Below are 15,483 nucleotides of genomic sequence, written 5' to 3'. Positions count from 1 at the left end.
AGGAAAGTCCAAATGTCGAAAATCATTATCACCTGTGCCATCACGGGCTCCATCCACACGCCTTCCATGTCACCCTATCTGCCAATCACGGCTGACGAGATCACCGAACATTCAATGGGGGCGGCCGAGGCAGGGGCTGCGATTTTGCACCTTCATGCCCGCGACCCAGAAGACGGGCGCCCGTCTGCACAGCCCGCACATTTTCGCCCATTTCTGACCCGCCTCAAGCAAAACTGCGACGCGGTTTTGAACATCACGACCGGTGGCAATGCGAATATGACGCTGGATGAACGCCTCGCTGCCCCCCTTGATGCAGAACCAGAGATGTGTTCGCTCAACATGGGCTCGATGAATTTCGCGTTGTATCCCGCCGCCGCGCGGATCACCGACTGGAAGTTTGCTTGGGAAAAGCCCTTTTTGGAGGACTCCGACGATCTGGTGTTCAAAAATACGCCGCGTGACATTGCCCACGTCCTAACGGTAATGGGCCAAGAACGCGGCGCGCAGTTTGAGTTTGAATGCTATGACGTCAGCCATTTGTACATGCTGCGCCACTTTGTCGACCGTGGATTGGTCAAGGCGCCGTTATTCATCCAATTCGTGTTCGGCGTTTTGGGTGGAATTGGTGCTGACCCCGAAAACCTGATCCATATGAAGCGGATTGCCGACAAACTGTTTGGCGACACTTACACCTTTTCAGTGCTGGCCGCCGGACGGCACCAAATGCCCCTGATTACCATGTCGGCGGCGATGGGCGGGCATGTACGCGTCGGACTTGAGGACAGCCTAATGATTTCGCGCGGCAAACTGGCTAAAACCAATGCCGAACAAGTGAGCAAAATCCGCCGCATCGTCGAAGACCTTGGGCGCGAGGTCGCCACCCCAACCGAGGCGCGCGCAATGCTCGCCCTCAAGGGCAGCGATAGAACGGCCATTTAGGCTCTTCTGCTCCGCTGGCGAAAAATCGGCGGCAACGCGCGAAAACAATAATTTTGGACGACTTCGGGCAAACGCCCAGAAAGGCGAGACATGAAAGCCATCTTTGACGAGCGCCAATGGAAACATGATCCAAAGCATTTCCTGCTCAACGGCAAGCTATCGCCCAACCCCGAACAACCTGAGCGGATCAAAGTTCTGCACGCAGGCGCCCAAGCCGCAGGCTGCGATTTCGAGGCCCCAAAGGACGCAGGCCTCGGCCCGATTGCGGCAATTCATTCGCCCGAATACCTGAGCTTCTTGCAAACCATCTATGACCGCTGGCAGAAGATTGACGGCGCAGGCGACGAGGTGATCCCCAAAATCCACCCCGCTAACCGCTCCGACAGCTATCCTGAGTCCGCCGAAGGTCAGTCCGGATTCCATCAGGTTGACGGCTCCTGCCCCATTGCTTCGGGAACGTGGGAGGCCGCTTATTGGTCTGCCCAATCCGCAGTGACGGGGGCCGATGCGATGCTTGGCGGTGCCCGCGCGGCCTATGTGCTTTCGCGCCCCCCCGGTCACCATGCCTTTGGCGATCTCGCGGGCGGATTTTGTTTTCTCAACAACTCGGCTATCGCGGCGGAACGCTTGCGCCTTGGGGGTATGCGACCCGCGATTTTGGATATCGATGTGCATCACGGCAATGGCACACAGGGTATTTTCTATGAGCGTAATGATGTTTTGACCGTATCGACCCACGCTGATCCCGCGCGATTTTACCCCTTCTTCTGGGGCCATGCCCACGAACGCGGCGCGGGAGCGGGCATGGGCTACAACCTCAATATACCCCTTGCGCGCGGCACCAATGACGACGAATTCCTAGCGGCGTTGGAAACTGCGCTGACCCGCGTGCGCGCCTTTGGGGCAGATGTGGTGGTTATCGCCCTTGGGCTGGACACCTATATCGGTGATCCCTTCAAGGGGTTCGCCGTGACGACGCCCGGATTTGCACGCATCGGCGCGGCGCTAGCAGAATTAAATCTCCCGACGCTCTTTGTTCAAGAGGGCGGCTATCTGTGCGACGAGTTGGGCCACAACCTAACGAGCATATTGAATGGATTTCAAAACAAATGACCCAGCCTGATATCATCGTCATCGGTGGCGGCATTGCCGGGGCCAGCGCGGCCGCGATGTTGGCCAAAGACGCGCGTGTTGTGTTGATTGAGGCCGAGCCACAGCTTGGCTATCATTCCACGGGTCGCTCTGCGGCGATCTTTATCCGCAACTATGGCAACGCGGTTTTGCGCGCGTTGAATGCCGCTTCTGCTCCTGTTCTGGAAACGCCTAGCGAGATGTGGGACACCTCCTTATTATCCCCACGCGGCCAAATGCTTATCGCGCAAGAGAGCGAAACCGCAGTGCTGGAGGCCTACTCCGAGGGAGCGACGGGCCTTGAACGTTTGACCGCCGCCGAGGCCGTCGCCCTTGTGCCCATTCTCAGACCCGAACGGATCGCGGCTGCGGTTATCGAGTGGGACGCGCAGGATATTGACGTGGATCGCATGCTTCAAGGCTATGCGCGCCTGTTGCGTAACCGCGGCGGCGAAACCGTGACGGGCGCCCCCGTAACAGGCATCACCCGCAGCAAGGGCAGTTGGCAGGTGACGACCCACAACGGCACATGGTCTGCGCCCATCGTTATAAACGCCGCAGGCGCATGGGCAGATATCGTCGCGGGCATGGCGGGATTGGCCCCAATTGGGTTGATGCCAATGCGCCGCTCTGCGGTCTTGTTAAAAGCGCCCGACGGGCACAAAATCGACAACTGGCCCCTGTTCGCATCGGCATCCGAAAGCTGGTATGCCAAGCCCGACGCGGGGTGTTTGTTTGTTTCACCAGCCGATGAAGACCCCGTAGAACCACACGACGCGTGGCCCGATGACATGGTGCTTGCCGAAGGCTTGGACCGATTTGAGCAGGCCGTCACCATTCCCATCACACGCCCTACTCATAGCTGGGCGGGCCTGCGCAACTTCGTGGCCGACCGAACCCCCGTTGTCGGCTTTGATCCCACAGCGGAGGGCTTTTTCTGGCTCGCGGGGCAAGGCGGATACGGCGTTCAAACGGCCCCCGCACTTGCTACAATTTGCGCCGCACAATGCCTAGAACTTCGGTCGCCAATGGACGATAATATCCTCGACGCCCTCTCCCCGGACCGATTCCGGACAACATAAAGGAACTATTAGAATGAGCACGATTACACGCCACCATGTCGGCCCAAGAATGAGCCAAATCGTTACCCATAACGGCACAGTTTATTTGGCTGGTCAGGTCGGAAAACCAACAGACGACGTCGCCCAACAGACAAAATCCTGTCTCGAGCAAATCGACACGCTTTTGGCCGAAGCGGGTTCCGATAAGACCCGCATGCTTCAGGTTGTCATCTGGTTGGCAGACATGTCCGATTTCGCCGCGATGAATGCGGTTTGGGATACTTGGGTGCCAGAAGGGCATACACCTGCCCGCGCCACTGGCGAAGCGAAGTTGGCGACGCCAGACCATTTGGTCGAATTCATCGTCACGGCCGCACAAAACTAAGAGCACACCCGAAGGCAACGGCGTCTCACGTGGAGGAGACGCCGTTGCCCTTAAAGTCAGGCAGCCCCATCGAGCCAAATCGGATTAGACCAAGCACGCTTTCCGTTTTCATCGACAACCGTGACGCGAACCCACGGTGAATCTTTCAAGCGGCTCAATGACAGGGTTTCGCCAGTCATTTTATGACCATGCAGGGTTGCCGTTGACGTGCCTTTTCCTTGAATAACGATCGTCGCTGCCGCAGAGCAATCGACTTCGACACCACCTTCAATGAAGCGTATATCGTGAATTTCGGGCCCCGTGCTGGAATAATATGCGCCCGCCTTCAGGGATGTCAAAAGCGCTTCGGGCGTGTTTTCCTCCGCCTTGACCATGACCCAGCCGCCAAAATGGTCCGGTGTGTTGAAATGGGCGTCATCAGCGGCAATCAGATTAAGGCGACGTCCTTGGTTCAAAAGATGTTCCAAAATCAAGAACCCCTCGCCGCGATCATTATCGACAACGCACCCGTAATTATAGGCTTCGACGGCATGCGCCGCCGTGATCGAGCGCGCATCGGCCTCTGACATTCCCGACCAATGCGGATGTGCAATGGCCACGAATGCGCCCGCATCTCTCGCGCGCTGCGCGATGCTTGCTGCGGATTCAGACCCATCGACCGATTGAAAGTGCGGTGCATGTGGCGCGGTAAAATCAGCGGGAAGACCGATGCCCAACAGGTGCCACAGGTTGCCGTTTTCCATCGTACCGGTGTGCATCTCTGCCCCAATAAGAGTCGTGAAATCGGCGTTGCGACACTCTGTGGTGTCCGTGATCGGATAGTCAAACAGTCCAACGAAATGGTCCGTCAAGGCGATGAAATCATAACCTTGCGCCTGATATCTTCGGCAGACCTCCTGAGGAGAAAGAATGCCATCTGATCCGGTGGAATGGGTGTGTAAGTTCCCGCGAAGGAACCGACCGGGCGTTGTGAAAAAGCTAGTTTGCATGATTTTGGCTTTCAAAGTCTATTTGTGGTCAACGCGGATGGGAAAGGACTATCCCCCTTCAAGCGGAGGATTGAACCAAAAAATATCCGTTATTCTATCGGTGCGAAAAAGGCCTCTGTGCGGTTGGTTACTTCCGCCCATAACCGGTCGCCATAAGAGAAATGCCACCATTCATCAGGATAATTCACCATTCCCGTGGCCTCCATCGCCGCAACAAGCATGTCGCGGTTTTTACGGAGCTCAGACGAAACCGGCCAGTTGGTCGGAGCCACCCCCGAGAGCCCCTTCATGGCACCGCCAAACTCCAATTCTGTGCGATCTGCACGCGCCAGTTTTACGTCAACGGCCGCTCCTGCTTGATGCCCACTGCCAAAACCATCGGGTGGAGAAACCCAACGTGCAGCCTCGGTATATATCTGTGCATCGCTCCAGTCGGGGTTGTTTTGGGTAATGTTGGCAAGAACCGGCTTCCACAATTCCCACTGTCGGGTGCGGGTGCGGAAGGCGTCAAACACCATGAGGCACAGCCCGTCCGGCAAGGCTTCCGAGCAAGCGACGACTTTGTCGTGAACAACGCGTCTTATGCGCCAATCATCCGTTTCCAATGGATTTAGGAACAAGCGGTCCGTCTCGACAAATGTCACCAAATCAACGGGGTTTTCGCATTCAGTTACTGTGATCATATTGTTAGATCCTTTGGTCCGCATCTAGTCGTAAAATAGCTACAAAATCTGGCTCAGAAATTGCTGTGTGCGTTCATGTTCGGGATTTTCAAAAAACGCCTCGGGGTTGTTGCGTTCGACAATGTCGCCTGCGTCCATGAAAATCACTTCGTCTGCGATTGTCCGCGCAAAGCCCATTTCATGTGTGACCACGATCATCGTCATGCCGGTATCGGCAAGGTCGACCATCACATCGAGCACCTCTTTGATCATTTCCGGATCCAACGCCGAGGTCGGTTCGTCAAACAGCATAATCTTTGGATTCATGCACAGGCTGCGAGCAATCGCGACGCGTTGCTGTTGTCCACCGGACAGCTGGCCGGGGTATTTATCCGCTTGTTCGGGGATTTTAACCCTCTCCAAATAAGTCATCGCGGTTTCAATCGCTTCAGATTTGCTCATTTTGCGAGTCCAGATCGGCCCAAGGGTTAGGTTTTCCAGAATGCTCATATGCGGAAACAGGTTGAAGTTCTGGAACACCATACCGACCTCTGTGCGGATATGTTCAAGGTTTTTCAAGTTCTTACCTAGTTTGATCCCATCAACGATGATGTCGCCTTCTTGGTGCTCTTCGAGCGCATTGATGCATCGAATAAGCGTCGATTTACCGGACCCCGAGGGGCCACAAACGACGATCCTCTCGCCCTTGTGCACCGTCAAATCGATATCCTTGAGAACATGAAACGCGCCGTACCATTTATTCATCTTTTCGATTTCGATGATGACTTCGGTCGAGGCGGCCGACTTAAGGTGCGCCTGAGAAAGTTTGTTTGTCATGGGATTTTCCTTAGCGCGCGGATCAATGCTGGTCACCGGCTGAGAGTTTCGTTTCCAGATGGCGGCTATATTTTGACATCGAGAAGCACAGAACGAAGAACAACATCGCCCCAAAAATCAGGGGTTCTTTGTGAAGGCCCAGCCACGGTATGTCCTTGCTGATGGACCGCAGCATCCCAAGGATGTCGAACAATCCGATGATCGACACCAGCGTGGTGTCTTTTAACAAACTGATAAAGGTACCAACGATGTTGGGGATCATATACTTGAGCGCTTGCGGCATGATGACCAGCCCAGTTGTGCGCCAATAGCCAAGCCCGATGGTATGAGCCGCCTCGTATTGGCCTCTCGGGATTGCCTGAAGCCCAGCGCGAACTGTTTCGGCCATATAACAGGCGTTAAACAGAACAACCGCGATGATAACTTGCACCAGTTTATTCAGGACAAAACCTTCTGGCATGAACAGCGGGAACATGGTGGTGGCCATAAACAACACGGTTATCAGCGGCACAGAGCGAAAGACTTCGATGAAACCCGTGCAAAGGACACGGACCACCGTTAGTTTGCTGCGACGTCCCAGCGCGAGCAGTATCCCTCCGGGCAAGGACGACGCGATCCCGATTCCCGCAATCACCATAGTTAGGAATAGCCCACCCCATTGGGTCCAACTGACCGCTTCAGCCGTCCATTGCATTTGCCAGAGAAACACCGCAACAAAGACAAACAGAACGATGGCAAGCAACACATTACGCTGAGTACGGCCTGACGCTTGGGCCTTTCCGAGAACCTGCAAAAGAAACTCTTTTAGGGAGGCGCGTGTCGTTATCCCTATGAGCATGTTCGAAGTATTCGCGATCAGCGCAACGATAGCGCCACTCACCATGAGCTGGGTCAGCAGGCCTTTTTCGCCGCCCGCAAACAAGTAGCCCGCTAGGAAGGGGTAAAACACAACCACTCCGGCGCCGATCAAGACTTTGCCTTTGACACGGCTCATCCATAACGGGGCCATCCACAGGACAAGCAAAACTGCTCCGAGATTGATCCGCCAAATCTGTTCCCGCGGGTAGCGACCGTAAAAGATGTTGTCGAACCAGTCGATAACTCCCGCCCAGCAAGCGCCTGATAGGCTATTTTCAAAGCACTCGCGCCGACTGTCCGCGATAAATGTCGCGTCCGTCACGCCCCACGCCCAGAGGCCCGTGACCGTGATGTAAACAAGGTAGGCCGTGACCACAGTCAGGATCGCATTGAACCAAGAACTGAACAGGTTTTTGTGCATCCAGCCGATGATTGAGCGTTCGGCAAGAGGGGCGGCTCTGTCTGGCGTTTTTATCGGGGTGATTATAGCCATATCAACGCTCCACCAGCTGTACACGTTTGTTGTAGATGTTCAGAAGACCGGAAATCGACAGGCTGATGACCATATAGAACGCCATCGTCATCCCGACCAATTCCACGGCATGGCCAATTTGGTTCAGCGTGGTTTGCATAAAGAGGGAGACGATATCGGCATAGCCAATGGCGATGGCCAACGATGAATTTTTCACCGTGGTCATCCATTGCGAAATCATGGGTGGCACAATTGCGGGCATCGCTTGTGGGATGACAACCATGGCCATAACCCGAGCAGGTTTTAGGCCAATCGAAAGGGCCGCTTCCTTCTGCCCCTTACTCACTGACAAGATACCGGCCCTTACGGCCTCGGCGATTTGCGCCGCGTGATAAATGCTCAGCGACACAATCAACGCGAGAAAGGCGGGAGGCAAGCTGGTTCCGCCAGCAAAATTGAAGCCCTGAAGCGTTGGCATGTCCCAGCTAAGTGGTCTGCCCGTAAGGATGAAAACGGCACTCGGCAGCAAAACCAACAATCCAAGCGAAGGAATAAGCGTTTTGGTTTGCTTGCCGCTGCTCTCTTGCAATTTGCGCGCACGCCGTCGCAATAAATATACGCCCGCAAGCGCAACGCCGAGTGCAACAAGGGTCATCCAGAACAACCCGCCCATAATCGGCGTCGCCATATAAAGACCACGATTGTTCAGGAGCAGCATCTTGGCACCCAATGAAAGGTCAATCGTCATCTTGACCGCCGGTAACACAGCAAACACGCCAATATACCAAAATACGATTTGGATCAGCAGCGGCGTGTTACGGAAGATTTCAACAAATGACAGGGCAACCTTTGACACCAGCCAGTTATTTGACAGCCGCAAAACGCCCACCAAAAACCCTAATGCGGTACTGAGAATGATTGCCATAAAGGATACGAGCAAGGTATTGAGCGCCCCGATCACAAAGATCCGACCGTAAGTTCCCTTGCCGGGGGTATAATCTATCAGCTTGAAATCAATGTCAAAACCGGCCGTCGTGTTCAAAAAACCAAAGCCCGTGCTCATGCCGCGCGCTTGAAGGTTTTGGGAGGTGTTCGTGACCAGATACCACATCAACAAGCCAAACAACCCGGCGGTAATAAGTTGGTAGAATACCGAACGAACGCGTGCGTCGTGGAAAAAGTCGAAGGTCTCTTTCGGCTTGGCGCGCTTTAAACCCGTCTTTGGTGCGGCGTTGTTCATTTGTGTCCCCGTTACGATATCTGCAATTATTTTTGTCGGAAGTGGGTATGGAAGAAGGAGGGGACGCCGATGAAATCCACCGGCGTCCCCCTCTATTTATTAGCGCATGGGGGGCGAATACATTAACCCGCCATCAGTCCAAAGCGCGTTCAGCGTACCGGCACGGTCGATCCCGATGCCCAGCTCGCCGCCGCCCATGTAGGCCTCATAAAGTTCGCCGTAATTGCCGACCTGTTTGATGATGTTGTAAGCCCAATCAGGCTCTAGTCCCAACCCTTCGTTCAGGTTGCCTTCGGCTCCCAGCATGCGAAGAACATTTGGGTCTGTCGAGGTCGCCAGCATCTCATCGACGTTAGCTTGGGTAATGCCCAATTCTTCGGCGTTGATCAGCGCGAAAACGCTCCAGCGCACGATATCGGCCCATTGGTTGTCGCCATGACGTACTGCAGGAGCGAGCGGTTCTTTTGACAGGGTTTCAGGCAAGATCATGTGATCAGAAGGCACTGGGAAAGACGCGATATTGCCTGCCATCGAGGATTTGTCACCCGTCACCGCATCACACCCACCATTCAGATAAGTATCGTCGCGAACGTTGAAGTCTTCAAAGGTAACATTTGAAATGCCAAGATCGTTGGTGCGGCTGAAGTCCGTTAAATTCAACTCGTTAGTGGTACCGGTGGTCACGCAAACCTTGGCGCCTTTCAGCTCCAGCGCGCTGGTAATGCCGCTATCGCGACGAACGGTAAAGCCTTGTCCATCATAGAAGTTGGGCGGCAGAAAATCGATGCCCAACTGGGTGTCACGCGACAGTGTCCATGTTGCCGTGCGCGACAACATATCGCTTTCGCCATTTGCCAAAGCGGTAAACCGCGCTTGGCTCGACACAGATTGAATTTCCACTTTTGTGGCATCGCCGAATACGGCGGCAGCAACGGCTTTGCACATCGCAACGTCAAGCCCGTACCAAACGCCTTCACTGTCGAGGTTATAATACCCTGCCGAAGGCGGCCCAACCTGGCAACGCAGATTTCCGCGTTCTTTGACAATTTCCAAAGTGCTCTCAGCCGAGGCAACAGAAGCGCCCATGACGGCAACTGTGCTTAGAGCTGCAAGCGTCACAATTTGAGATTTTCGTTTCATTCCGTATTCTCCGAGTTGGTTGCGTTTTGTTGGACTGTATTGGCGTTACGGCAAAGCCGTCCAATGCCGATGTCAGCGCGCCTCATGCAGGAAACGCATCGGCCTTTGATGCAATGCACAATTGGTATGAAAACGACGAATCCCGAGATGCCGCGAGACGCGCGCATTCCGCAAAACCTTGAGAAAACCCTTCGAATTTAGGTAACAGAACCTACCTGCTTCTCAAGTAAGGCCCGCCAGAACGCGGCGACTTTCGGTTCGTTGAAATCCTTGCAACGATAGATGTTGATGTCGACAATAATGTCGTCAGCAATACCTGCGGCGCGCACAAGGCGCCCATTGGCCAAGTCATCTGCGACCATAAAGCTGGGAATCCAAGCAACACCATAGCCCTCAACCGCCATAGCTTTTACGCTCGTCGCGATGCAGGCTTCATAGACCGTCGTGAACGTTAAATCGCCATAGTGTTTCTCAAGATGCCCCGCGACAGGCCAAAGGGAGAGCGACGACGCGGTATGAAGATAGGGGACCGGATCCGTTGGCCTGTCTGGCAGCCACCAAAGCGGCGCGCCAGTGGCATCAGGGGCGACGACTGGCACCAAGGCCTCCTGCCCCAACGTGAGCGAGGTAAACTTTTTCGGGTCGCTGTAAAACCCTGCTTTTGGGTTCTCATAGGAGATAAACAGGTCCACAACGTTTTCTTCAAGCCCCACAAGATATTGCGGAATCGTTTCAAAATCGGTGCGCACAACAAACTGATCGGTGTCAATAAACGGCTGAAGGTCTTTTAGCCACGCGGGCATGAAATACTGGGCCAGTGTGCTGAGCGTCGAGAACCGGATTTTCTGTTTCTCAAGCGATACTTTGGCCAAAATGTCTTCGCGCGAGTGATAGGCAGCGCTGACGATTGTTTGAGCGACAACGGCAAAAGTCGCCCCCGCGTCCGTGAGGCATGCAGGCTGGCTTTTTCGGTCAACCAAGCAGGTACCTACCCACGCCTCAAGCGCCTGAATTCTGCGGCTGAATGCTGGTTGCGAGACGTTACGTTGCTCGGCAGCTATGCGAAAATTGCCACTGGCCGCAAGTGCCAACAGATCTTCCAGCCATTTAATTTCCAAGAAATTACCTTCTTTCCGCTGGATGCTCTGCTTAACTTATAGCGTTCCCTCAAACGGACCTTAGCGCGTTTTGTACGACAAGAACATGACACACTGGCAATGCGAATTTTAATCGGCGTTGCGACCGGACCCAATGCGCGATTTGTCGATAATGAAGGCCTCAACTGCGGCAAGATCATTCTCGATCAGACTTAGGATTTCCGGATTCTGCGCTCTTTGCGTGGCCCAATCGGGCACGCTTACCGACTGCCCCGTTGCCTTATACACTGTATCAGGGAATTTGGCGGGATGCGCGGTCGCAAGGGTGACCATTGGCGTGGTCTGATCAACTGCTTGTTCTGCAACGCGCATTGCCACCGCCGTGTGCGGGTCCGCAAGGTATCCTGAGCGATTGTAAACCTCGCCCATCATTTCTAGGGTTTGAGGCTGACTTGCGGAGCCAGCACTAAAAAGCTCCGTTACAAAGCGATGCGCGCTTTCAGGGAGCGCATAATCCCCTTTGTTTTTCAAATCCGACATGAGATTTTTAACAACACTCGGGTCTCGCCCAACAGCATCGAACAAAAGGCGCTCAAAATTGGAGGAAATCTGAATATCCATTGACGGTGTGATGGTAACTTCGACCTCGGAGAGTGTGTAGGAACCGCTCAAGAGCGTGCGGCTCAGGATATCGTTTTCGTTGGTCGCAATCACTAGCCGATCAATACCCAACCCCATTTGTTTTGCCACATACCCCGCAAAGATATCGCCAAAGTTTCCGGTCGGAACGGTGAAGGATATATCCCGATCTGGCGCCCCCAAAGCAGCGGCAGCCGTGAAATAATACACCGTTTGGGCCATGACCCGCCCCCAGTTGATAGAATTAACCGCAGACAGTTGCACCGCATCCCGAAACCCGTGGTCCGCAAACATTGCTTTGACCATGCTTTGGCAGTCATCAAACGATCCGTCGATTGCGATTGCATGGGCGTTTGCGGCGCCAATGGTCGTCATTTGCCGACGCTGAACATCCGAAACCTTGCCACTCGGAAACATAAAGAATGTGTCGATCCCTTCGCAGTCTTTAAAGGCCTCAAGCGCGGCGCCACCTGTGTCGCCAGACGTTGCACCAACAATGGTAAGACGCCGTCCTTGCTCGGTTAAAATGTGGTCCATCAACTTGGCCAGAATTTGCATCGCAACATCTTTAAAGGCGAGGGTCGGACCATGGAATAACTCCAGCACCCAGCTATCCGCACCGGTTTGCACCAAAGGAACCACCGCAGGATGATGAAACGTTGCATAGGCTTCATCGATCATTTTGCGCAGAAGTGCGTCTTCGATCTCCCCGTCGACAAAGGCACTGATGATGTGGAATGCAACGTCCGTATACGGCATGCCTCGAAACGACCGTATTTTCTTGGCACTGAACTTCGGCCAGTGTTGGGGAACATAAAGACCACCGTCCTCGGCAAGCCCAACGAGCAAGGCCTCTTTAAACGTCAGTATTGGTGCGCTTCCGCGCGTGCTGATATAGTCCATATCCCTACCCTTTTCGGAAAATGTTAGGAGGCGGTCCAGTCGAGGACTACTTTTCCACTTGAACCTGCCTTCATGGTTTCAAAGCCGGTTCTAAACTCATCAACAGGAAAGCGATGCGTGATGACGCGGCTCACATCAAGCCCGCTTTGCAACATCGCAATCATCTTGTGCCAAGTCTCAAATATCTCACGACCATAGACGCCCTTAATCGTGATTGCTTTGAACACGATGCGAGACCAGTCAAAGGGCGCTTTGCTAGATGGAATGCCCAAAAGCGCGATGCGCCCGCCCATGACCATGGCGTCCACCATTTGGTCCAACGCGGCCTGATTTCCAGACATTTCCATCCCAACATCAAAGCCTTGGCGCATTTTCAGTCGCGTAATGACGTCCTTCAGGTCCTCAGTTGCCGCGTTCACCGGCACCACATCTGCGACCTTCTCAGCCAAGGCGAGCCGATCCGTATTTATGTCGGTAATAACGATATTGCGCGCCCCAGCATGACGGGCGACAGCCGCGGCCATGATGCCAATGGGGCCCGCGCCAGTTATTAAAACGTCTTCGCCCGACAGATCAAAAGACAGCGCAGTGTGCACAGCATTGCCTAACGGGTCGAGAATGGCACCGATATCATCGCTGATATCATCCGGAAGGGGCACAACATTGAAGGCGGGCAAACATAGGTATTCCGCAAACGCGCCTTGCACATTCACGCCAATGCCGCGGGTACTGGGATCAAGGTGGAATTTTCCCGCCCGCGATTGGCGGCTGTTTTTACCTATCAGATGCCCCTCGCCAGAGCATCTTTGCCCAAGCTCAAGGTCCGAGACGTTTTTGCCCACTTCCACGATCTCACCGGCAAATTCATGCCCTGTGATCATTGGGACAGGCACAGTTTTTTGGGCCCATTCATCCCAATTCCAAATATGAATATCAGTACCGCAAATTCCGGTTTTTTTAATCCGGATCAGAACGTCGTCTGGGCCAATTTCAGGCACGGCGTGGCGTTCCATCCACAAGCCTTGTTCCGGCTTTGCTTTCACCAGTGCTTTCATGAGGTTTGTCATGCCAATACTCCTGTCGCGCGCCCTGCCTTCATAAAGGCCTCCAGCGCAAAATCGAGGTCATCACGCGATAAAGCACTGCTCATCTGTGTGCGAATGCGCGCCTGCCCTTTGGGCACGACCGGAAAAAAGAAACCAGCGACATAGACACCGTTATCATTTAGGTGCGCCGCCATATCTTGGGCAAGCTGGGCCTCACCGAGCATCACAGGAATGATCGGGTGTGTGCCCGGAAGGAGCTCAAATCCAAGCGATGTGAGGCCTTCGCGCCAGTAGTCGGCGTTTTCAAACAACTTGGCCCTGAGGTCGGCGCCCTCCTCTACGATCCGCAAGGCTTCGATCCCCGCAGCAACAATCGCAGGCGGCAGCGAGTTGGAGAAAAGGTAGGGGCGCGCCCGTTGCCGCAAAAGGTCAACGACCTGCTGTGGTCCCGCAATGTAACCGCCCAGCGCGCCGCCAAGCGCCTTGCCAAGCGTACCTGTCAGGATATCCACATCGACACCAAAATGCGATGGTGTCCCCGCACCGTCAGGCCCCATGAACCCAGTGGAATGGCAATCATCCACCATCACCAACGCGCCATAACGTTCGGCAAGCGTCACAATCTCGGGAAGCTTGGCAAGATAGCCATCCATGGAAAACACACCATCCGTCGCGATCATGATAAACCGAGCACCGTCGCTTTGCGCTTGTTTAAGCTGCGCCTCTAAATCCCCCATATCGGAATTGGCGTAGCGGTAGCGTTTCGCTTTGCAGAGGCGCACCCCGTCGATGATCGAAGCGTGGTTCAGGCTATCGGAAATGATCGCGTCATCAGCAGTAAGAAGGGGTTCAAACAAGCCGCCATTCGCATCAAAACAAGCCGCGAAAAGGATGGCGTCTTCCTTGCCAAGAAACTTAGCGAGCTTCTGTTCAAGTTCACGGTGAATGTCCTGCGTGCCACAAATGAACCGCACCGAGGCCATGCCATAGCCGTGACTATCCATCGCCGCTTTGGCGGCGGATATCAGTCGGGCATCGTCGGCCAGTCCCAGATAGTTGTTGGCACATAGGTTCACCATGCGGGTCGGGCCTTTTTCGGAATGCCCGACTGTGATGCTGCCACTCTGCGGCGAGAGGATTTCGCGCTCGCGCTTCATCAAGCCTTCTGCTTGAATGCTTTCCAGAGTTGTGGTGATGTGGTCTAAGAATTGGCTCGTCATGTGCGCGTCTCCCTTATAGCGGATCAATATCCATTATACGGGATGAATTGTCAATATACCGGATTATTTTGCAACATTCCGAACTTTAGGCGTTTTTTACCACCAATATTGCCCGAGACTTTTCGGGCGCGCGAATGGCGTGTTCCTTATCCGCCACGTAGCGAATTGTATCCCCTGCGGTCACGTTTTCGCTTTGATCATCCGTCGTCACTTCCAAGCGTCCCTCTAGCACGGTTAGGGATTCCACACAGCCCGCTTTGTGGGGGGAGCTATCCAGGCTCGCGCCCTTTTCGAAATGAATATCATATACTTCGGTGTCGCCAACATCTTCTGGCGCACTCAGTATTCGGATCAAGCAGCGCGCGGTTTTGTTGTGAATAACGGGCGTACTTTCGCCCCGCACCACATCAAGGATGGGACCGATTGTGCTACTTTTCTCATCGAGCAGTTCCGCGAAATCAACGTTCAAAGCACGCGTGAGGTTCCAAAGACTCGCAACCGTCGGGCTGGATTCACCGCGTTCGATTTGGGACAGCATAGATCGGGATACACCAGAAAGTTTGGCCAATGCATCCAGACTCAATCCCTTCTCCTTGCGCTCATCTTTGAGACGACTCGCCAAACGGAGTGTAATTTCGTGATTTGACGACATTTTCAGAATGCCTCTCGCAGTAAAGGTTTTAGACAACTCATTCGCGTGGAATACTCGCCTTAATAATGCATTCTTGGGGAGAGCGAAACCTGAAGCGAGCCTTGTGTCTACTGCCCCACCCTTAAATTGTCATCCTACCTATACCCCTTAACCAAAGAATTACACTATTTTGAGCGCGTGGCTTCTGTGGGATTGACCTCACTCTGGTTAAA

The 15,483-nt window shown here is 54.1% G+C and carries 15 protein-coding genes; 4 read left to right on the top strand and 11 right to left on the bottom strand.

Translation table 11 applies throughout. From position 1 onward, the window contains the following. The first annotated feature begins 12 nt into the window (after positions 1-12). The 4 genes from kce to RC74_RS12905 all read left to right on the top strand — a co-directional run bounded on the left by kce (position 13) and on the right by RC74_RS12905 (position 3,516). Positions 13-939 (top strand): 3,5-dioxohexanoate:acetyl-CoA acetone transferase, encoded by a 927-nt coding sequence (gene kce, locus RC74_RS12920; protein ID WP_039003879.1) that lies wholly within the window; start codon positions 13-15, stop codon positions 937-939. A 90-nt stretch (positions 940-1,029) separates the two neighbouring features. Further along, the gene (locus RC74_RS12915) at positions 1,030-2,052 is read left to right on the top strand and encodes a histone deacetylase family protein (protein ID WP_039003880.1); all 1,023 of its coding nucleotides are present in this window, start codon (positions 1,030-1,032) and stop codon (positions 2,050-2,052) included. Next, positions 2,049-3,152, top strand: a complete 1,104-nt coding sequence (locus tag RC74_RS12910) for an NAD(P)/FAD-dependent oxidoreductase (protein WP_039003881.1) — start codon at positions 2,049-2,051, stop codon at positions 3,150-3,152. The genes RC74_RS12915 and RC74_RS12910 overlap by 4 nt, the downstream gene beginning before the upstream one ends. Before the next feature lie 13 nt (positions 3,153-3,165). Beyond that, entirely contained in the window at positions 3,166-3,516 is a 351-nt protein-coding gene (locus RC74_RS12905; protein ID WP_039003882.1) for a RidA family protein, read from the top strand. A gap of 56 nt (positions 3,517-3,572) precedes the next feature. Here RC74_RS12905 and RC74_RS12900 read toward each other — a convergent pair whose 3' ends face one another. The 11 genes from RC74_RS12900 to RC74_RS12850 form a co-directional block, all read right to left on the bottom strand. Further along, positions 3,573-4,505, bottom strand: a complete 933-nt coding sequence (locus tag RC74_RS12900) for a CehA/McbA family metallohydrolase (protein WP_039003883.1) — start codon at positions 4,503-4,505, stop codon at positions 3,573-3,575. An 89-nt stretch (positions 4,506-4,594) separates the two neighbouring features. After that, positions 4,595-5,188 carry a M15 family metallopeptidase gene (locus tag RC74_RS12895; protein WP_052275061.1) on the bottom strand — a complete coding sequence of 198 codons (594 nt, stop codon included), beginning with the start codon at positions 5,186-5,188 and terminating at the stop codon, positions 4,595-4,597. Between the two features lie 39 nt (positions 5,189-5,227). Then, positions 5,228-6,004 carry an amino acid ABC transporter ATP-binding protein gene (locus RC74_RS12890; protein ID WP_039003884.1) on the bottom strand — a complete coding sequence of 259 codons (777 nt, stop codon included), beginning with the start codon at positions 6,002-6,004 and terminating at the stop codon, positions 5,228-5,230. A 22-nt stretch (positions 6,005-6,026) separates the two neighbouring features. Next, complete coding sequence (locus tag RC74_RS12885) at positions 6,027-7,355, bottom strand: amino acid ABC transporter permease (protein WP_052275062.1); 1,329 nt, start codon at positions 7,353-7,355, stop codon at positions 6,027-6,029. Between the two features lies 1 nt (position 7,356). Continuing rightward, positions 7,357-8,574 carry an amino acid ABC transporter permease gene (locus tag RC74_RS12880; RefSeq protein ID WP_039003886.1) on the bottom strand — a complete coding sequence of 406 codons (1,218 nt, stop codon included), beginning with the start codon at positions 8,572-8,574 and terminating at the stop codon, positions 7,357-7,359. A gap of 99 nt (positions 8,575-8,673) precedes the next feature. Continuing rightward, positions 8,674-9,714: an amino acid ABC transporter substrate-binding protein gene (locus RC74_RS12875; RefSeq protein ID WP_039003887.1), complete on the bottom strand. Its 1,041-nt coding sequence runs from the start codon at positions 9,712-9,714 to the stop codon at positions 8,674-8,676. A 197-nt stretch (positions 9,715-9,911) separates the two neighbouring features. Beyond that, a complete protein-coding gene (locus RC74_RS12870) occupies positions 9,912-10,832 on the bottom strand; it encodes a LysR family transcriptional regulator (RefSeq protein WP_052275063.1) in 921 nt (306 codons plus the stop codon). Between the two features lie 108 nt (positions 10,833-10,940). Beyond that, positions 10,941-12,353, bottom strand: a complete 1,413-nt coding sequence (gene thrC, locus RC74_RS12865; RefSeq protein WP_039003888.1) for a threonine synthase — start codon at positions 12,351-12,353, stop codon at positions 10,941-10,943. A 23-nt stretch (positions 12,354-12,376) separates the two neighbouring features. After that, entirely contained in the window at positions 12,377-13,420 is a 1,044-nt protein-coding gene (gene tdh / locus RC74_RS12860) for an L-threonine 3-dehydrogenase (RefSeq protein WP_039003889.1), read from the bottom strand. Beyond that, positions 13,417-14,619 (bottom strand): glycine C-acetyltransferase, encoded by a 1,203-nt coding sequence (locus tag RC74_RS12855; RefSeq protein WP_039003890.1) that lies wholly within the window; start codon positions 14,617-14,619, stop codon positions 13,417-13,419. Before RC74_RS12855 ends, tdh begins: the two co-directional genes overlap by 4 nt. An 85-nt stretch (positions 14,620-14,704) precedes the next feature. Continuing rightward, positions 14,705-15,271: a helix-turn-helix domain-containing protein gene (locus RC74_RS12850; RefSeq protein WP_039003891.1), complete on the bottom strand. Its 567-nt coding sequence runs from the start codon at positions 15,269-15,271 to the stop codon at positions 14,705-14,707. Positions 15,272-15,483 lie beyond the last annotated feature (212 nt).

The organism is Falsihalocynthiibacter arcticus, from assembly GCF_000812665.2.
Taxonomy (GTDB): Bacteria; Pseudomonadota; Alphaproteobacteria; order Rhodobacterales; family Rhodobacteraceae; genus Falsihalocynthiibacter; species Falsihalocynthiibacter arcticus.
The sequence above is the reverse complement of the archived record's forward strand: the minus strand, read 5'-3'. Positions and strand labels throughout refer to the sequence as shown.